We start from the raw sequence: 17,469 nt of genomic DNA, 5'->3' as shown, positions 1-17,469 counted from the left end.
ATCCATGGAAACCGCAGCGCAATGAACGATGACGCGGTGGCGAGCCGGCACTTACAATGCCCGCACCTCAGACACCGGCCCGCCCATGGACATCGACCTCGCCCGCACCTTTCTGGAAATCGTCCGCCACGGCAGCCTCGCCGCGGCGGCGCAGAAGTTGTTCGTCACACAAACGGCGATCACCGCCCGGGTGCAGAAACTCGAAAGTCAGCTGGGCAGCACGCTGTTCGTGCGCAACCGCGCCGGGGCGAAACTGACGGCCAATGGCGAGGCCTTCGTGGTCTACGCCAATCAACTGGTGCAGACCTGGGAAGCCGCGCGGCGCGACCTGCCGCTGCTGGACGGCTATCACAACGTGCTGCACATCGGCGGTGAAGTCAGCCTGTGCAACCCGTTGATGCTCAGTTGGGCCGCCGAACTGCGCGAAAAAATCCCCGGACATGCCCTGCGCATGGAAATCCGCGACGGTGAAAACCTCCTGCGCCAACTCGAACTCGGCGTGCTCGATGCCGCGCTGGTCTATCAGCCGGAATATTGGCCCGGCCTGCAAGTCGAGCAGGTACTGGAAGAAAAACTGATTCTGGTGCGTGCGCCAAACCGCCCGGATCCTTACGTCTACATCGACTGGGGGCCGGACTTCCGTCGCCAGCACGACGCCGCCCTGCCAGACAAGGCCAAAGCCGCGCTGAGTTTCAACCTCGGCCCGCTGGCCCTGCAATACATCCTCGAACACGGCGGCAGCGGCTACTTTCGCACCCGTGTGGTGCGCAGCTATCTGGAAACCGGCGCGCTGGAAGCGGTGACCAAAGCCCCGGAATTCGGCTATCCAACCTATCTGGTGTACGCCCGCGAGCGAGACTCGGCGACCCTGCAACAGGCCTTCGATCTGTTGCGCCAGGTGATCGAGACCGATGACGACTGGTCGCAGCGCTGGAACCCGTTGAGCTGAGTCGGCCGCTTTGCACCGGAGCATGGCACAACTGACCTCAAGGTCCGGCCTGCACAAACGGCCCGATCGGCTAATCTGCCGGGTATAACAACAATACCCGCAGGTGAACGCATTGAGGCAGACCACCGAGGCATTCCGCAGCCGCTACCGTGCGGCCATTCATCCGTTGTACAACCCGTGGCTGCACGGCGCTTTCGTGCTGCTGTTCGGCGTGCTGGCGATCGGCGCCTTCTGGAGCAGCGCACGCCAGGTACAGCCACTGGAATGGCTGAGCGTGCCGCTGACCCTGCTGTTCTTCAACGTTGGCGTGTACATGGTCCATCGCCATCTCGGCCACCACAAAAAGACGTTCGCCAAGCTGTTCTATGCGCGGCATGCCGGTGACCACCACAGTTTTTTCACCCCCGGCCACATGACTTACGACGGCGCTCGCGACTGGCGGGTGATTCTGTTTCCGGCCTGGCTCATCGTCGTGCATACGCTGCTTTTCACCCTGCCGCTCTGGTGGCTGCTCGCACAGTTCAACGCCAATGTCGCCGGGCTGTTCGGCGGCTGCATGGTGCTGGGCTACCTGACCTACGAGGTGTTTCACGCCTGCGAACATCTGCCGCCCGATAATCCGCTGACCCGCCTGCCGTGGATCCGCCAGATGCGTCATCTGCATGAACTGCATCACCGTCGCGAGTGCATGCAGGAACGCAATTTCAATATCGTTCTGCCGTTGATGGATTACCTGTTCGGCACCCTGTACTGGGAGCCGCAACCCGCCCCGTTGCGCCATTCGAGACCCGCCATGACCCGCATGCAGCACCAGATCGATATCGCCGGCGAACCCATCGCCGTGCTTCGCTACGCTGCCAGCGTCAACCACTGGCCGCAGTGGCATCCCTCGTCACTGAAGATCGACGGCCCGCAAGGCCCGCTGCACGCCGGCGCACGCTTCGAAGAAGACATTCATGCCGGCGGGCGCGCCGGTCATTTGCGCTGGGAGGTCACCGAGTATCTGCCCGGCCGGCGCTGGTGCGCGCGGGCGCGCGGCGACCACGGTCTGTCGTTGCGTCTGACCTACGAGTGCACGGCCGAAGGCGACGGCACACGGTTCGTGCGCACCCTGGATTATCGCTTCGACGGCTTGGGCATGCGCGTTGCCAACCTGTTGCTGTTGAAGCGCCGCATCGAACGTGAATCGGCCATATCGATGCAGGCCCTGCGCGACATGGCACTCAAGCACCTGACGCTGACGGGGCAACATTCATGAAGCGCCTGCTGTTACTGCTGGTCGTCCTCGTCATCGCGTTTTTGCTGTTGATGCCAACCAGGGTTCAACCGGTGGCGTGGAAACCTCCAGCGGCACCGACACTGAGCGAAGGGATATATGCCGAAAACCAGCGACTCAAAGCCGTCGAACAGATTGGCCCGGGCGACATCGATGGCCCGGAAGCACTGCTGCTGGAAGGCGACTTCCTGATCACCGGCCTGCATGACGGGCGGCTGATTCGCACCAGCCTCGATGGCAAGACACGCCAAGTCCTGAGCGACACGGGCGGCCGCCCTCTTGGGCTGGCGCGGCATCCCAACGGTCTGCTGGTGATTGCCGACGCGGTCAAAGGCCTGCTCTCGCTCGACGCGCAGGGTCGACTGATTCCTCTGACGACCGAGGCCAATGGCTTGCCCTTCGGTTTTACCGACGACGTGGCGATCGACAAGTCCGGGCACTACGCCTATTTCAGCGACGCCAGCAGCCGCTGGGGCTATGGGCACGACGGTGAGGCGATCATCGAACATGGCGGTGACGGGCGTTTGCTGCGCTACGACTTTCAGACCGGCAAGACCAGCGTGCTGCTGGACAAATTGCAGTTCGCCAACGGCGTAACACTCGGCCCGGACGACGCTTATGTGCTGGTCAACGAAACCGGCGCCTACCGCATCAGTCGTTACTGGCTGACGGGCCCCAAGGCCGGCACCCACGACATGTTCATCGACAACCTGCCCGGTTTGCCGGACAACCTCGCGTTCAATGGCAGCAACCGCTTCTGGGTCGCCCTCTACGCACCGCGCAGTGCCTTGCTCGACGGCACCGCCGGGCATCCGTGGGTGCGCACGATGATCGTCCGGGCACTGACTGTGCTGCCCAAACCGGTGGAGAAACGCGGGTTTGTGCTGGGGCTGGATCTGCAGGGCAAGGTGATCGCCAATCTGCAGGATGCCAGCAGCGGCAATTACTCGCCGATCACCACGGCGCGCGAGTATGGGGACTGGTTGTACCTGGGCTCACTGAAAGCCAGGCACATGGCGCGGTTGCCGCTGGCTGATGCGCTGAAGTAAGTGCGCAAGACGAGTGCTGGATGGCCGGGCGTCATCGCTGGCCACCAGCACGGTTTTGCAGGTTGATCAGGCCTTGGCGGCCATCGCGGTGACTTCCACGCGCATGCCTTCCACCGCCAGCGACGCCACGCCCACCGCCGCGCGCACCGGCCATGGCTTGGCGAAGAAGCGCTTGTAGACTTCATTGAACGCAGCGCGGTCGGCCATGTCGGTGAGGTAAATGGTCAGGTGCATCACCCGATCCATCGAACTGCCCGCCCGCTCCAGCGCCACTTTCAGCGCCTGCAGGGTGCATTCGCTTTGCAGGGTGATATCGCCCAGTTCCAGGCTGCCATCGGCGCGGGTCGGGATCTGGGTCGAGACCAGAATGCCGTTGAAACCGACAACATCCGAGGAAATCGAATCCGCATCCGGATCAGGGGTGAAGCTGAGGTCGTGATTAGCCATGTAAGTCTCTTGTCTGGAGAGAATGAGGGTCGCCGGCCAACAACCCGCCGGGACTTTTCGCGGGGCAGTTTACAACAGTCTTCCGGTGCGGCTCAGGCAACCCTCGCTGCCGGACAAAAATCGCGCGCATAAAAAAACGCCAGCCCTTTCGGACTGGCGTTTTTTCTGAATATGGCAGGGGCGGCTGGATTCGAACCAACGCATGGCAGGATCAAAACCTGCTGCCTTACCGCTTGGCGACGCCCCTGTATCTCAAGCTCTGTAACAAGCTCTGCGAGAATGGGCCGCAATTTACCAACCTTTTTTTGATCTGGGAAGCCCTGAGTGCAAAAAAATTTGTTTTAAAACAGCCAGTTATTTTCTGAATCAAGACAAACGCCACGATTCACTTCGACACCTTCAGCGCAATCGCCTTGCGAATCAGCGCTTTCAAGGCCTGCGCATCGACCGGATCGCCCTCGTGAAAATCAATCGCCCGGCGGGTGTTGCCCTCCAGGCTGGCGTTGAACAACCCCGCTGGATCGGCCTGCGATCAATGCCTGATGCAATTCCTGATAGGCCGCGACCAATTGCTCAAGGGAGAAGGCTCGATTGCGCCCACTGGGGTTGGGCAATACCCACACGTGCGCGCCACCCAAAGTCTTCGCCTGCGCTCCCCACGCCACCACTTTCTGCCCCGACAACGCGGCATACGCAGCCTTGCCGAGAAACGCCACATAACGCGGCGCATAGCGGCTGATCTTCTGTTCAAAGCCCAGAGCCGCCGCGACGAATTCCTGCGCCGCCAACTGATCTGCCCGCGCCGTCGGCCGCTCGACCACCGCCGTCAAGCCGCAGCCAAATTGCAGGATGCTTTGATCGTCCTCCGCCTGCACCTCATGCGGCGTAAACCCGGCCAGATGCAAGGTGCGCCAGAAGCGATTCCCGCGCCCGGCAAAATGATGCCCCTGCGCCGCCGCGAGTAACCCCGGATTGATCCCGCAGAACACCACCGAAAGTTCCGGCGCCAGAATGTCTTCCAGCCTTTCACCCGCCATGCGCCCGCCCCTCGCTCGCAAACAATTGCAACACCGGCCACGGCAAACTCTAGAATGGCCATCCCATCCACAGAGCCAACAACAACGATGGACGTTATTCAAACCCTGCGCTGCTTCGTCACTGTGGCCCAAAGCGGCAGTTTCACCGCCGCGGCCGACGTGCTCGACACCACCACGACCAACGTATCGAAAGCCGTCTCCAGCCTCGAAACCCGGCTGCACACGCGCCTGATCAACCGCACCACCCGCCGCCTCGCGTTGACCGAAGCCGGCGTACGCTATTTGCAGCGCGCCGAAAAAATTCTTGATGACTTGCGCGACGCCGATGAAGAAGCCGGCACCGCGCAGACTTTGCCGGTCGGGCGTCTGAAGATCCACGCCATGGCCGCCATCGGCAACCACTACGTGATCAATTCAATCGCCCGTTACCGCGAGATTCACCCCACGGTGATGTTCGATCTGACCCTGAGCAATCGCCTGCCCGACCTGCTCGAAGAAAGCTACGACATGTCGATCGTCCTCGCCCGCGACCTGCCCGATTCCGGTTTCGTCGCGCAACGCCTCGGCACCACTTACAGCATTCTCTGTGCATCGCCGTCATACCTGGCCAAACGCGGCCACCCCGCTACACCTGCCGACCTCGCCGCGCACGATTGCCTGCGCATCGTCAACACGGTGATGCCCGCAGAAAACTGGGTGTTCGAAGGGCCACAGGGCATGGAAACCCAGAATATCCCCGACTCGCCCTTCCACATCAACACCGCCGACGGCATGGCCACGGCGATCAGAAATGGCATGGGCATCGGCATTCAGCCGCTGGCATCAGCCGTCGAAGGATTGGTTGGAGGCTCGCTGGTGCGAGTCCTGCCGCAGTATCGCCTGGAGGAATACAACCTGTTTGCGATTTACCCGTCGCGCAAATTCGTCGACGCCAAAATCAAGACCTGGGTGGAGTTCCTGAAAACCGCCATTCCGCAACTGCTGGCGTCCGATGAACACATCGCCGGGGCCAAAGAACTCGTCAAGGCTTAATGCCGCCAGACCTGGAGTGTCGACCCTCCAGCGCCTGCACTGACATCAACCGTTGGAACAACCGCTGCCCATCACTTGGTATTGCACGACATGTTGCGCGCCGTTCGAGTCTTCATAAGTCATCTGCACCGGCACCGCGCCGCACTGATTGGCCGCGTCGGAGATCGACACCACGTGGGCGATGTCTAGGTGAGCGGCGGCGTTGTACGCCTCGACTGGCGCGGTTTCATCCGCCGCAAACGCCTGCGCGCCGATACCGCCAAAGGCCAGAAGAAGAGCGATTTTTGCAAGTTTCATGATGTTCACCGTCTCGTGGGAAACCGTGTTGTGTCACGGGTTGCAGACGATGTTAGGGATTGAAGCGCACGACAAAAATCGGTCGGCTGGACAAACACTGTGTCCAGAATGGTGATGAATAAGACCTGAGAACCTTGGACAGGCCTGCTCGCGAAGGCGTCAGTCCAGTCAGCGAAGAACCTGAGTCAGCTCAATCCTCCGAATCCTCTGATTTCCACACAACAACTACCCTCGTCGCGAGGGGATTTAGCGACTTCGCACTGCCCCGCTTTCCTCTTTGCCAAACCATCCGTTCACGAAAAGCGCAGCCCCGAAAACCCTCACGTTTAACCCTTTTCCCGCACACGTTTAAAAACACTCGCCGTTACGTCATCCCAGGCTACAACGCCTTGCGCCATTGCCTACGACTACGCCAGAATCCGCCGGCTTGTGCGCCCAGGGTGCGGGTTCTATCGTGGTTCGGTCGCTGAAAAGCAGCGATCGGGTTTGGTAGCCCGGTTCACACATGGCGCAAAACGTCACCTTACACAGATGCCTTCTGGTGCCTGCGTTTTATGGTGGCCATGCGCAGGGTGCTTTCGAGCACGCCGGTTTTTCCATGTGTGCCGGTCTACCAACCTTCGTAATGGCCACCACCCTCGTTTGGTAGCGAATGTGATGGTTCCCTTAGCCACATATGGAGCTTCACTATGTTCAAGGTCACACCAAACCCACCCGAAACCGAAACAGTCTCACCCTACGAATCCCCCGATTCCCGAAAACTCAGCGAAGCCGCCGAACGCGCCCTAGACCACTACCTGAACCCCGCCAGCCCAATCATGGCGACGCCCTACACACCCAACGCCATGTTCCTCGCCAACCCCAAAATCGCCACCGAGGAATTGCTGGCGAACGCCAGTGAATCACTGGGTTCGGCGACGGTGATGTTGGGGGATGTCGCGGCGCTGGTTGAGGGCCCGATTCGCAAGACCCTGCTGGGCATTGCGCAAGTGGTGATGCTGGGGGAATTGGCGGTGAATCAGGCGTTGGATAATGTTGTGCCGATGGACTGAGATGAGTTGCCCTTTCTGGCGACGACGACCTCGCTAGAGGGGGCCTTTGCATTTATATCGAAGCATGTCGATGACATGAAGATTTCAAAACGCTACTATCACATCCATCACCTTAGCAAAGAAATGGTCATGGAAAACCTCAAAGTCGAATACCTTGCGATAATCAACTCCAAGGAAGGTTTTTGCAATTCAATTTCCGCATTTAATAACTTAATACAATCATATGGCAGTATCGAAATAAAACCCAAAGGACTAATTTTTGAAGGGTTCAGATTTGAATATGACGTCCAACAAGGTGAAATTCAAAATAACAGCCATGTATTTTTCCACGTCCGCTTGGGCTGCCAAAACAAAAGCGAGGTAATCGTATTCCTGTCGTTGCTCAAATCTATTAGAACAATTTTGGCTAAAGCAGCTGAAAGGCCAGTGGAAGTGCTTTGGGACGACGTGAGTAGCAGTTTGTCATCTGATGCATACCCAGTAATTCATGAAATTGAAAACATGATGCGAAAGCTCATAACAAAATTCATGCTTACGAAAATCGGGTTAGGCTGGACAAAAGAAGCGGTGCCTAGAGAAGTTTCTGAGTCGATTAAAACAAAGAAAAATGCAGCTGGCAACAACTACCTATTTGAAACCGACTTCATTCAACTTTCAGATTTTTTATTTAAGCCCTATTCAACTGCCAACTCCTCAAAACTAATGGAAAAAGTTCGTTCAGCCCTGTCCGCCAGCGAAATAAATATTGACGAACTAAAAGAGCTTGTTCCAACATCAAACTGGGAACGATACTTTCAACCTATAGTCAGCTGCAAAAGCGAATACTTACAAACTCGCTGGGCAAAGTTATATGAGCTGAGATGTCTTGTAGCACACAACAATTTCATTGGCCATGACGACTATGACAATATTTTAAGAATTTCTGGAGAGGTTAAAGAAAAACTAGGCGAAGCCTTAAGTAAACTTGACAGTATCTATATGTCTCCAGAACAAAAAGAAGAGGTTGCGGAGAACATTGCCACAACAGTTAACAGCACCCATGCAGAACTCATCTCTATTTGGATCTCTATACAGCAACTGCTTATCGAGACGGGAATGAATGCACTGAATCATGAGCAAGCTAGAAAACTAATAAAAAATAAAACATCAACCCGCCTCATCATCGACAAGTTAGTTGAGGAAGACGTTATATCCTCCGAGCTAGCGAAAGAACTTATAAAAATACAGCTTGCTCGCGACATCATTGTTCACAACGTAGACGCAGAATTAAATGACTCAATCCTAATTACTGCCGATTTAGCCAAGCATGAGCTAATAGAGATCCTAGAAAGCTTTGATGAAGTTTCACCGCAAACCGCAACAAATATAGCAGCGTTTGAACCCGAAGACGATAACGATCCTGAAGCGGTGTCGGCTTAGCTCTTAGGATCATAGATCAGAAAAACAAAAAGGAGACATACTTACCCTTTATCAATCTGTCCTCTTTCGACTCGTTTAGGATCGAGCTAATTCCTAAGCACTGATCGGCAGAATTTAACCGACCACCCCAATCAAGACTGCTTAGATTAGAAGTGTAAGTCTGACGCACACACTTTAGCCATTTCAATAAAAGTGGACAGATTATTTCCTGCAAAACAAATACGCTCCCCTCTCTCCCGTGAATCGCTGAGTTCGGCGAGGGTGACGTTGGGGGATATAGCTGCGCTGATAGAGGGACCGACTTGCTAGACGCTACTGCGCATTGCGCAGGAGGTGATGCTGCTGGAATTGGCGACGAATTAATTGCTGCTGCATAGTAAATGGGCCTTATAAGGCCCTAGCTAGACCTGCGCAGCAGAGGAAATCGATTAGCGGTTACCAAACGCACGTAGAGCTCGAAGAGACTTAACTACAATTAGCCTATTCAATAATTTGAATAAAATATTTTCAAACTGCTAATAACAACTGTTCCTGAAACGGTGCAGCGGCTCGACGCCAAAGCCAAGCGTCGAACTCGCGTCGGGGAAGAGACAGTAGATCGGCTGCGCAGCAAAATGACTTACGAAGAAAATGATAATCGTCATTATCAACTCCGACCGCTCGAGCAAAAGCGCGGACATGCCGATCAACCGCGATTGAGTCGATACCAACGAGACATGCCATATAGTCAACAGTTTTGGGACCGACGCCATTTACCGTCTGAATGTCTTCACAAAACTTAGAGGAGGACAATGCTAAGCGTAAATCCTGCACATCTTCGATACCTTTCTCTTTCAAAAAAAACACAAGGGATTCAAAACGGCTGATTTTCTCGAAATGTCGCCATTGTAAAAAAGCTCCGACCTCGCCTGTTTTGATCAAAGAAATCAATGAGGAAATGGTATCTCGGCTCGGGTATACCTTAAGTATTTCAAGAACGCGAGGCCGTACAACTGTCATATAATTTAGACCGGCCTGAAGAATAGAGTCGGCAAGCACAGCTCCGAGATGATCGCACGTGGCACGCGGATTTTTCTCGTCGAAGAGCGCGCCCTCATCTCTCGCTCGGTTGGCGATGAGACGCGCTACGAGGAGAACCTCGACGAGTGGATTATTCATACTAAATTAGCCTCTTTTAACGCGTTCAAGCGCTCAACACAATTTGGACAAGCACCGCACGGAAAGTGGGATGACGCCTGACAGGAATAAGTACGTCCAATTGGTACACCAAGGGAAGCAGCAGCAGTAGCCACATCACTTTTGGAGGAGTACCGGAATGGCGAGTGAAATCGTACAGGACCTATTGTGGAGGTTAGCCCATCAAGACTATTCATAAATGCGGCGGTGCAATCGATTTCTTTAGCATGATTACTGTTTATAAAACCAGTGTAGACATCGAGAATGCCCGTGGTTTGGGCTCGCGCAGCCGCAGCTGCGAAGAAAAGCATCGTCCGGTATGGTATGTAAAGGTCATCATCCTTCACCTCCTCTGTCCAGAGGTTCGCCTCACGAATCAATCGGGATTGAGACCCTCGGAAAACCTCGGAAATGTTATAGCGCTCCGGCGGTTCCATTACAGATGGGAAAACCTCATTCACGCGCTCCCACTCTAAAGCGGCGCAATGTTGCCCGTAGTCAAAAAAAATTGGAACCACTTCAACGCCTTCGGCGACGAGCTGATATCCGACGGTGGTTGAATCCAATCCGCCAGAAGCCATTAGCAGTACCCTTTTCATGGATTTTCGCGCCCTAAGTCAGCAATTACGCGGAAAGTACCGTTCAGACACGTATCAAGGTCTGCGGAGTAGACGGAGCAACCGACCATCACCATTGTGTTTTCGTTTTCGCACCGAGGATCATATGTGACTACCTTTTTTCCCATCGCTATAGCCATCCCAATTTCTACGAGTGTCCCAGGGTCACGATCAAGCGGAACAGCAAACACCACGTCGCAGTCCTTAAGTAACTGGTAATCCAAATGATAGGTCAGACGAAGAGCACCCTCTGTAGCAGGCCTCTCCAACTCACCATTTTCTAGTATCGGTCGGCGAACCCTAAAGTTGTGGTAACTGAGACTTTCCACCGCCTGGTCAAGCTCTGGTTTTGCAACGTAAGAAAAGTCCGGGCCTGCTAGGTAAATCGCGTAACTCTGACGTTCATGCCATGAAAGAGAGGTACCTCCCAATGCTTGCACAGTTTTCAAGCTGAGCCGAAGGTTACGCTGTAGATCACGTTTAATGTCATCTGGAAATGTAGATTGCGCATATACGGTCGCAGCTTGCGATCCACGCCATGCAGCCTCTCTCCACCCTTTTTGTGAATAGGCCACCATAACGCTAGAGTAAACATCACCAACGCCGACAGAGTTCATCGTACGGCCCAGCGAAGCCGGAATCTGTTGAACGCTCTCATCGCGCATGTCAAAGAGTCGACTCCCACCACGATTCTCTTTTAGTAATAAAACCTCGGGGGATAGGGCTCTAACTTCTGCAAGTAGACCACCTACATCTTCATGCCCTAACCTCATAAACAAAGATGATGACGTCGAAATAATGACTGCTTGAAGGCGATCTCTAAAAGATGCAAGTAATGAAAGATCATCAAGATCATAAGCAACATCAAATGAAACGCGCGCATCTTCAGAAAGCGCTAGAGCAAGAAACTGAAGGTCGAACCTGCCCGAAAACACGACAACCTTCAGGTAGGCGTTTAATGAAGGGAGCGGTTCACGAAGCTTCAGGACCTTTCTTTCACGCATAAGATCTTCGTATCCTTGGTGCCCGATTTCCTTTACATCATCAATAACGATGACATTGGGAGCACCCATTACGTCTCCGATCCAAATGAATTCGCGACAACCGATCTCCCTTAAATATTGTTGAGCTTCTTCCACTAGATATTGCGGACAGAATACGGCAACAGCGTATTCGACCCCTGCAGCCCATAGTCCTCTCGCCGCATGTGCCACCCCCCCCAAGCGAAGCTTGCACATAACGCCATTTCGGCCAAGGGTGTAATCAATAACAAGCTCACCAACCACCAATACGCTTTCAGTAATTCCTACCATCATTGCGGTACGAAATCAGCTTCGACAGTCGGCACGGGCAAAGCCGCAGAGAAACTAACTATCCCCAAATAATTAACGCCGCTGTCCATGCATGCAACAAGATAGTTGTACGCGGTAGGAAGGGCCCCCACCTTTACACCGTTCAGGTCGACGGCAAAAACGCGCTGTCCGTCGAAGAGAATCCCCAATTGAGTCTTTGGAGATGGGACGCTTCCAGATCGCGAGTAAAGCTGACTATTACCAACGTCTTCCAAAAGCACATGAAATGCTTGGGTGCATTTATCAATGCCGCTTGTGCCTCCCTCAACCCCCGTGCCTTCACCAACGACTTCCTTGGCCTTCGTACCAGGATAGTCCGAAAAACGCCCAGATCCAGAGCTCCCCATAACACCCTCCTTGTGATAGCAATCTGCCTCAAGAACCATATTTGTAGTCGTTTCTGACGTTGGTTGCAATTCAACTAAGCTCACGATTTACACTTTAATCGTTAAACGCAACGATCATATGCCTGTCATCCCAACCTGCTAACCTCCCCAAAACTAAATGTAGCCTCCAAACCCAAGGACCGACCCAAGGTGTACTCCGTCGTCCCACCCCGCCAAACAATCATCCTCCGCTCCGAAAACCTCCACGCTGAAGACTTCGGCGCCCTCTTCTCCCGGTTCTTTGGCAATCGCTACGCCGACTCCCCGCCGATCCCTTCCAGCATCATCATCGGCGGTGTCTACGGCAGGCACGACGGCGTGAGTTTCCGGCGTATGCATTACCACGGTGATTTCACTGTCACCTTCCCCGACCCGCAGGATGAGATCACGTTTGTCATTCCCACGGCTGGGAAGATTGTGTTCAACCACCGTACCGAGTCCGTCGGTGTGGCGCAGGTGGGGTTGGCGATTGATAAGGCGGATATCCGTTCGATGCGGTTTCTCGACAACCATGCGCAGCACGGGATTTCGGTGAGTCGGGCGCAGCTCACGGAGCGGTTGGCGGCGTTGTTGGGGCGGCCGGTTGTGCAGAAGATTGTGTTTGAGCCGATGGTGGATCTGCACACGGCGGCGTATGGCGGGATCAAGGCGTTGATTGATCTGGCGACGGGCACGGAGTTTGATCTGTTGCTCAACAGCGGCACGCTGATGCCGTCGCGGTTGCGTGAGATGTTGATTGATGCGGTGCTGGAGGCGTGGCCGCACAATTTTACCGAGGCGTTGCGCCAGCCGGCGCCGAGGGTGGCGCCGCGGCATGTGAAGTTGGCGATGGCGTTCATTCAGGCGCATCCGGAGCAATTGGTCAGTGGCGTAGAGCTGGCGCGGTTGAGCAATGTCAGTCAGCGCGCTTTGCAGGAAGGGTTTCGACGGTTTGTCGGGATGTCGATTGTGGGGTATCAGCGGCAGGTGCGGCTGGAGCGGGCTTTCGAGGCGCTGCGGCATTCGGCGTCGGTGACGGAGGTGGCGTTGCGCTTTGGCTTCAGCAATGTCGGGCGGTTTTGTCAGTATTTTCAGCAGGCGTATGGGGTCAGTCCGGCAGATTTGCGTTCGGGCGCGCGCGCGCGACGCTGACAGGCGTGGGCGACGAGAGTATTGATCTGCGGCAAGATCGGCCGATCGCGCCAGCGCTAATCTGTAGACGCTGATTAACAGCCGTGCAGCCGCACGTCACGGGCCGTGGGCCAAGGTGGCGTCAAATGAACAAAAAACGCATTGTCTGGGGGAGCATTCTCCTGGGCCTTCCGTGTGTCTTGCTTCCAGTACTTTTGATGGGTTACGTCGCCTGGGTGTTGAACCTGGCAGCGGCGCAGCAACGTCTCGAATCGCTGGCGTCCGTGGCATCCAGCCGTGCCAACAATACCTTCCATGAAGCCGCCGGGGTGCTGAAGAGCGTCGCCGCGTCGAGCCTTGCCCCGTGTACGCCGGAGAGCATCGACGAGATGCGTCTGCTGACGATCAACACGTTTGCGGTGAAGTCGATCGGCTATGTCGAGGAAGAGGTTTATGCCTGCGGTTCGTGGGGGCCGGTGGGCCATCGGGTGACGCCGTGGAAAGAAGACTTCATTACGTCTGATGGTGTGCGCGTGTCGCTCGGCGTACAAGCGCGGATCGTGCCAGCCAAGCCGATGATGGCGCTGCAGTACGCGGCCTTCAATGTGCTGGTCGACCCCGAGCAGTTTTTGCAGGTCCTGGTCGAGGACGATGTGCATTTGATGGTCGGTACCGCTGCCGGGCATCTGGTGGGAATTTCGCGGCCGGGGACGGAGCGCTTCATGAGTCGCGTGCATCTGGGCCCTGCTTCGGCGCTGGAGGATGGTTATCTGTATACGCTGGTGCACAGCGGTGACTGGGTGGCGATTGCGGCGGTATCGCGTCATGAGTTGCTGCAAGGGCTGGTGCGCCGCGAGATGCTGTTGCTGCCGATAGGCGGGTTGATTGCCGGGATGCTTGCGCTGTTGATCGTGCGGCGCACGCGCCGGCGTTTGTCGCCACTGGCCGAGCTTGAGCTGGCGGTGCGCAATCGTGAGTTCATCGTGCACTATCAGCCGATCATGGATTTGAGCGATGGCGCCTGTGTCGGGGCCGAAGCGCTGGTGCGCTGGCGACATCCGGACGGCAGCCTGGTGCGGCCCGATCTGTTTATCCCGCTGGCCGAAGAGAGCGGGCTGATTCTGCCGATCACCGACCAGGTGATCGATCACGTCGTGCAGGATCTGGGGCCGCTTCTGGTCAAAGAGCGCAACCTGCATGTGGCGATCAATCTGGCGGCGGCGGATGTCAGCAGCGGTCGTTTCCTGCCCCGACTCAAGTCCGCGATTAGCAAGGCTGATGTGTGGCCGAGCCAGATCTGGCTGGAGGCCACGGAGCGCGGTTTTGTGCAGATCGAATCAGCACGGCAAACGATGAATCAGGCACGCGAGTTGGGGCATCTGGCAGCTATCGATGATTTCGGCACCGGGTTTTCCAGCCTGCAGCATTTGCAGCAGTTGCCGCTGGATGTACTGAAAATCGACAAGTCATTTGTCGACACCATCGGGCGCGATGCAGAGGCGAGTTCGGTGACGGCGCACATCATCGACATGGCCAAGAGTTTGCGCTTGAAGGTGGTGGCTGAAGGGATTGAGACAGAGGCGCAGCTGGAGTATCTGCGCAATCGTGGGGTGGATTTCGGGCAGGGTTGGTTGTTTGCCAAGCCGATGCCTGCGGGGGAGTTTTTGCGGTTCGTTGGGGAGCGTTGTGGGGCGGGTGCGGAATTGAATGGTCAGGTCGGCGAGCTGGCTGAGTGTGTTTGACAAGGCAGGTTTTTGGGACCGCTTCGCTGCCCAGCGGGAGCAAGCTCCCTCGCCACAGGTTTGGGAGCGCTCCTCAGTTTCGGGGTCATCCTTGACCTGATTGTCATCCCATCACTTAGAACGCGTAACTGGCCTTGAGGCTGCCGCTGAAACCGTGGCTGTCACCGCCGCCGCTGGCACCGACTTCTGCGCCGACGCTGAGGGCGCCGAGACTAGCCATCAGGTTGACGCCGCCGCTGAACTGGTCGCGGTTGTCGAAGGCAGCGCGTTGTTCGATGTCGAGGCCCAGCAGGTGGCCCTGGCTGTTGACGTCGTTGTTGCCCAGCGTGCGTTCGTAGCCGACTTGTACGCCTGGCACCAGTTGCCAAGCGCCCATCGCCACCGGGGCGAACGCCACGTTGAGGTTGGCGACGGCACTGCGGCGGGTGGCGGTGTTGTCGTCGACGTCGAGTGCCAGTTCGCTGCCCTGCTCTTTGAAGCCTTTGAGGTCGAGGTGGCTGACGCGCACACCGAGGCTGGGTTCGAGGATCATGCCGTTGACCGGTGCGCGGTAACCCAGCGCCAATGTTGCGCCGGTGAGGTTGCCGTGGGTGTCGCCCTTGGCCGTGCCGAGGCCGCCGCCGAGTTCGCGTTTGCTGGCGTAATCGACGTAGCCGGCGCTGACATTGGCGTCGACGAACAGCCCGCGTTCCAGGCTGGTGAAGCCGTAGCGCGCACCGAGGTCGAAGAAGGTGAAGTCGGTATCGGCCTCGCCGCCCGCACCGCCGACGGTGCCTTTGCTGTAGCCGAAGCCGCCATGTGCGCTGAGTTGTTCGGAGAAGCGCTGGGTGATACCAACCATCAGGCCCTGGCTGTGTTCGTTGCTGTTTTCGGCGTGGGACGAGCCGTCGGTGCCGAGGTAACCGGCGAGCGCGGTGGTCCACAAACGGTATTGGCCGACTTTCAGATCGGTGCCGCTGGCGTAGGGGGCGGCGGCTTGTTCGATCAACGCGTTCTGCCGCAGCAAATAGCTGGCGGCGTCGGCGTCAACCTGGCCGCCGACCTGAGCTTCGACACCGCCGAGGGTGCCGGCGTCGATCGCCGATTGCAGGTAATAGTTGTAGGCGCTGTAGGTGCCAGACAGGTTGGTGTTCTGCAATTGACGCAGTAATTCGGCACCGGCAGCGGCGTTGCCGATCAATCCGGCCTGCCCCGGCAGGCTGTTGTATTCGACCAGTTTGCCGCGCAGCACGTAGATGGTTTCCTGCGACAGGCCAAGACCTAGCTTGAGGTAGTTGTCCATGCTGCCGTATTCGGCGGTGACTTCATCAAGACCGGCCTGCAGGTAGCTGGCCTGCACGCCAAGCAGCGGCGCATAGATCGAGGCCATGCTCGGCGGCAACGCCTTGAGGGTCGCGGCGACGCGCGCGGCCGTGTAGTCGTTGGTCGCCAGGTAGTTGGCCATGATGGTCGCGCTGTCGACTCCGGCGATGCTCTGCAGCACGGCGGCCGTCCAGCCCGTGCGGTCTTTGCCGGCGGTGCAATGGAACAGTTGCGCGCCGTCGGTGCTGGCCAGTTCGTTGAACAACTTGCCGAACTGCCCGCGCATCCCCGCGTCGCTGACGAAGGCGCGGTTGGTCTGTTCCATCATGGCGATGGCATCGGCAGCGCTTTTGAACGACACGGTGGTGATGTTCGCGCCCGAGGTGGTGCTGCCGATGATGTCGATGTTCTGGTAGCTCGCGCCGCTCAGCATCGTGTCCGGCGTACCAGCGATTTCGCTCGGCGTGCGCAGGTCGTAGACGGCTTTGATGCCGAGGCTGTTGAGGGTCGCCAGATCCGCTGCCGACGGCGTGATCGCGTTGGAGCGGTAGAACACGCCACCGCGCATCGTGCCATCGTGGGCCGTGGAATACGCAGTGGTCAGCCCGGCGACATCACGGAAGTTGTCGATGCTTTGCAGGCGTGGCGTGTCGATTACGACGGTCTCGGCAGCGTGGGCAGCAGCGATGGACAGGCTCAGAACGGACAGCGAACACACAAGACGTTGAAACACAGTGCAGCCTCATTGGAATTAGCGTTGGGCTGGCTACTATCTGCAATCAACTGATACCGAATATGACAGAACGACTGCGCAAGAAAATGGTTGCGCGATCGGGCCGTGGGCTGCGTTTTTTGTCCGTAAGGGTTCGGTTTGTTTCGCAAATTCCGGGAGCAACAGATAACCCTGTGGGAGCTGGCTTGCCAGCGAAGGCGGTCGATCAGCCGGGAAGGATGGAGACTGACACGGCCCCATCGCTGGCAAGCCAGCTCCCACAGTTTTTTGCGGTGAGCTCAGGGTTGGCGGCTGCCAGAGATCCAGAGTGGGAGCTAGCCTGCTAGCGATTTCGGTGCGTGACGATCTCCAGCCCCTCGCCCATGTCTGGCGCCTTAAAGTATCGAGTGATCAAATCAAACTCCGCATCCGACGCCGCCAACTCATGCTCGGCCAGTGGGTTGCGTGCATGCAACCGAGCACGGCAGATGGCGTCATCCACTTTTTACCCGAG

Annotated in this window: 16 protein-coding genes, 1 tRNA gene and 2 pseudogenes; 8 read left to right on the top strand and 11 right to left on the bottom strand. The window is 56.8% G+C overall.

Annotated elements, in window-relative coordinates:
- Positions 1 to 85 precede the first annotated feature (85 nt).
- From KVQ82_RS13705 to KVQ82_RS13695, 3 genes are all read left to right on the top strand, one after another.
- Positions 86 to 949, top strand: coding sequence for a LysR family transcriptional regulator (locus tag KVQ82_RS13705; RefSeq protein ID WP_041072725.1), 864 nt, complete (start codon positions 86 to 88; stop codon positions 947 to 949).
- 112 nt (positions 950 to 1,061) lie between these two features.
- On the top strand, positions 1,062 to 2,207 hold the full coding sequence (locus KVQ82_RS13700) for an SRPBCC family protein (RefSeq protein ID WP_222019153.1): 1,146 nt from the start codon (positions 1,062 to 1,064) through the stop codon (positions 2,205 to 2,207).
- Positions 2,204 to 3,274, top strand: a complete 1,071-nt coding sequence (locus tag KVQ82_RS13695) for an SMP-30/gluconolactonase/LRE family protein (protein WP_222019152.1) — start codon at positions 2,204 to 2,206, stop codon at positions 3,272 to 3,274. The genes KVQ82_RS13700 and KVQ82_RS13695 overlap by 4 nt, the downstream gene beginning before the upstream one ends.
- A 66-nt stretch (positions 3,275 to 3,340) precedes the next feature.
- Here KVQ82_RS13695 and KVQ82_RS13690 read toward each other — a convergent pair whose 3' ends face one another.
- From KVQ82_RS13690 to mug, 4 genes and pseudogenes are all read right to left on the bottom strand, one after another.
- A complete protein-coding gene (locus tag KVQ82_RS13690; protein WP_025113298.1) occupies positions 3,341 to 3,721 on the bottom strand; it encodes a RidA family protein in 381 nt (126 codons plus the stop codon).
- Positions 3,722 to 3,893: 172 nt separating this feature from the next.
- Positions 3,894 to 3,968 (bottom strand) — tRNA-Gln (locus tag KVQ82_RS13685).
- Positions 3,969 to 4,106: 138 nt separating this feature from the next.
- Positions 4,107 to 4,244: pseudogene (locus KVQ82_RS13680) on the bottom strand (DUF1801 domain-containing protein); the annotation flags it as partial.
- The gene (mug, locus tag KVQ82_RS13675; protein ID WP_222019151.1) at positions 4,189 to 4,758 is read right to left on the bottom strand and encodes a G/U mismatch-specific DNA glycosylase; all 570 of its coding nucleotides are present in this window, start codon (positions 4,756 to 4,758) and stop codon (positions 4,189 to 4,191) included. The gene mug and the pseudogene KVQ82_RS13680, both read right to left, overlap by 56 nt.
- A gap of 87 nt (positions 4,759 to 4,845) precedes the next feature.
- Here mug and KVQ82_RS13670 point away from each other — a divergent pair, with 87 nt between their 5' ends.
- On the top strand, positions 4,846 to 5,790 hold the full coding sequence (locus KVQ82_RS13670; protein WP_222019150.1) for a LysR family transcriptional regulator: 945 nt from the start codon (positions 4,846 to 4,848) through the stop codon (positions 5,788 to 5,790).
- Between the two features lie 45 nt (positions 5,791 to 5,835).
- Here the strand turns inward: KVQ82_RS13670 and KVQ82_RS13665 are convergent, their stop codons facing one another.
- Positions 5,836 to 6,087 carry a DUF2790 domain-containing protein gene (locus KVQ82_RS13665; protein ID WP_145598416.1) on the bottom strand — a complete coding sequence of 84 codons (252 nt, stop codon included), beginning with the start codon at positions 6,085 to 6,087 and terminating at the stop codon, positions 5,836 to 5,838.
- A 689-nt stretch (positions 6,088 to 6,776) separates the two neighbouring features.
- Here KVQ82_RS13665 and KVQ82_RS13660 point away from each other — a divergent pair.
- Together KVQ82_RS13660 and KVQ82_RS13655 are read left to right on the top strand one after the other, a co-directional pair.
- Positions 6,777 to 7,139 (top strand): hypothetical protein, encoded by a 363-nt coding sequence (locus KVQ82_RS13660; RefSeq protein ID WP_222019149.1) that lies wholly within the window; start codon positions 6,777 to 6,779, stop codon positions 7,137 to 7,139.
- A gap of 129 nt (positions 7,140 to 7,268) precedes the next feature.
- Complete coding sequence (locus KVQ82_RS13655; protein ID WP_047291398.1) at positions 7,269 to 8,558, top strand: HepT-like ribonuclease domain-containing protein; 1,290 nt, start codon at positions 7,269 to 7,271, stop codon at positions 8,556 to 8,558.
- 507 nt (positions 8,559 to 9,065) lie between these two features.
- On the opposite strand, the gene KVQ82_RS13650 is transcribed toward KVQ82_RS13655, so the two are convergent.
- The 4 genes from KVQ82_RS13650 to KVQ82_RS13635 are packed head-to-tail and all read right to left on the bottom strand — an operon-like array spanning position 9,066 to position 12,134.
- Positions 9,066 to 9,716 carry a hypothetical protein gene (locus tag KVQ82_RS13650; RefSeq protein WP_047291395.1) on the bottom strand — a complete coding sequence of 217 codons (651 nt, stop codon included), beginning with the start codon at positions 9,714 to 9,716 and terminating at the stop codon, positions 9,066 to 9,068.
- Positions 9,713 to 10,333 (bottom strand): 7-cyano-7-deazaguanine synthase, encoded by a 621-nt coding sequence (locus KVQ82_RS13645; RefSeq protein ID WP_080963239.1) that lies wholly within the window; start codon positions 10,331 to 10,333, stop codon positions 9,713 to 9,715. The genes KVQ82_RS13650 and KVQ82_RS13645 overlap by 4 nt, the downstream gene beginning before the upstream one ends.
- Entirely contained in the window at positions 10,330 to 11,667 is a 1,338-nt protein-coding gene (locus KVQ82_RS13640) for a nucleoside 2-deoxyribosyltransferase (protein ID WP_217325296.1), read from the bottom strand. Before KVQ82_RS13640 ends, KVQ82_RS13645 begins: the two co-directional genes overlap by 4 nt.
- Complete coding sequence (locus KVQ82_RS13635; RefSeq protein WP_217325297.1) at positions 11,664 to 12,134, bottom strand: hypothetical protein; 471 nt, start codon at positions 12,132 to 12,134, stop codon at positions 11,664 to 11,666. Before KVQ82_RS13635 ends, KVQ82_RS13640 begins: the two co-directional genes overlap by 4 nt.
- Positions 12,135 to 12,239: 105 nt before the next feature.
- Here KVQ82_RS13635 and KVQ82_RS13630 point away from each other — a divergent pair, with 105 nt between their 5' ends.
- The gene (locus tag KVQ82_RS13630; protein WP_222019148.1) at positions 12,240 to 13,220 is read left to right on the top strand and encodes an AraC family transcriptional regulator; all 981 of its coding nucleotides are present in this window, start codon (positions 12,240 to 12,242) and stop codon (positions 13,218 to 13,220) included.
- A gap of 197 nt (positions 13,221 to 13,417) precedes the next feature.
- Positions 13,418 to 14,941: an EAL domain-containing protein gene (locus tag KVQ82_RS13625; RefSeq protein WP_260688101.1), complete on the top strand. Its 1,524-nt coding sequence runs from the start codon at positions 13,418 to 13,420 to the stop codon at positions 14,939 to 14,941.
- Between the two features lie 115 nt (positions 14,942 to 15,056).
- Here the strand turns inward: KVQ82_RS13625 and KVQ82_RS13620 are convergent, their stop codons facing one another.
- Positions 15,057 to 16,976, bottom strand: coding sequence for a tyrosine-protein phosphatase (locus KVQ82_RS13620; RefSeq protein ID WP_222019146.1), 1,920 nt, complete (start codon positions 16,974 to 16,976; stop codon positions 15,057 to 15,059).
- Positions 16,977 to 17,298: 322 nt separating this feature from the next.
- Positions 17,299 to 17,460: pseudogene (locus KVQ82_RS31575) on the bottom strand (ATP-binding protein); the annotation flags it as partial.
- Positions 17,461 to 17,469 lie beyond the last annotated feature (9 nt).

Origin of the sequence: Pseudomonas sp. AO-1, from assembly GCF_019775695.1 — a bacterium.
Taxonomy (GTDB): Bacteria; Pseudomonadota; Gammaproteobacteria; order Pseudomonadales; family Pseudomonadaceae; genus Aquipseudomonas; species Aquipseudomonas parakoreensis.
The sequence above is the reverse complement of the archived record's forward strand: the minus strand, read 5'-3'. Positions and strand labels throughout refer to the sequence as shown.

Coding starts and splice junctions, on each gene's coding strand:
- KVQ82_RS13705 (WP_041072725.1), top strand. CDS start 86: ATGGACATCGACCTCGCCCGCACCTTTCTGGAAATCGTCCGCCACGGC.
- KVQ82_RS13695 (WP_222019152.1), top strand. CDS start 2,204: ATGAAGCGCCTGCTGTTACTGCTGGTCGTCCTCGTCATCGCGTTTTTG.
- KVQ82_RS13690 (WP_025113298.1), bottom strand. CDS start 3,721: ATGGCTAATCACGACCTCAGCTTCACCCCTGATCCGGATGCGGATTCG.
- mug (WP_222019151.1), bottom strand. CDS start 4,758: ATGGCGGGTGAAAGGCTGGAAGACATTCTGGCGCCGGAACTTTCGGTG.
- KVQ82_RS13670 (WP_222019150.1), top strand. CDS start 4,846: ATGGACGTTATTCAAACCCTGCGCTGCTTCGTCACTGTGGCCCAAAGC.
- KVQ82_RS13665 (WP_145598416.1), bottom strand. CDS start 6,087: ATGAAACTTGCAAAAATCGCTCTTCTTCTGGCCTTTGGCGGTATCGGC.
- KVQ82_RS13660 (WP_222019149.1), top strand. CDS start 6,777: ATGTTCAAGGTCACACCAAACCCACCCGAAACCGAAACAGTCTCACCC.
- KVQ82_RS13655 (WP_047291398.1), top strand. CDS start 7,269: ATGGAAAACCTCAAAGTCGAATACCTTGCGATAATCAACTCCAAGGAA.
- KVQ82_RS13650 (WP_047291395.1), bottom strand. CDS start 9,716: ATGAATAATCCACTCGTCGAGGTTCTCCTCGTAGCGCGTCTCATCGCC.
- KVQ82_RS13645 (WP_080963239.1), bottom strand. CDS start 10,333: ATGAAAAGGGTACTGCTAATGGCTTCTGGCGGATTGGATTCAACCACC.
- KVQ82_RS13640 (WP_217325296.1), bottom strand. CDS start 11,667: ATGATGGTAGGAATTACTGAAAGCGTATTGGTGGTTGGTGAGCTTGTT.
- KVQ82_RS13625 (WP_260688101.1), top strand. CDS start 13,418: ATGGGTTACGTCGCCTGGGTGTTGAACCTGGCAGCGGCGCAGCAACGT.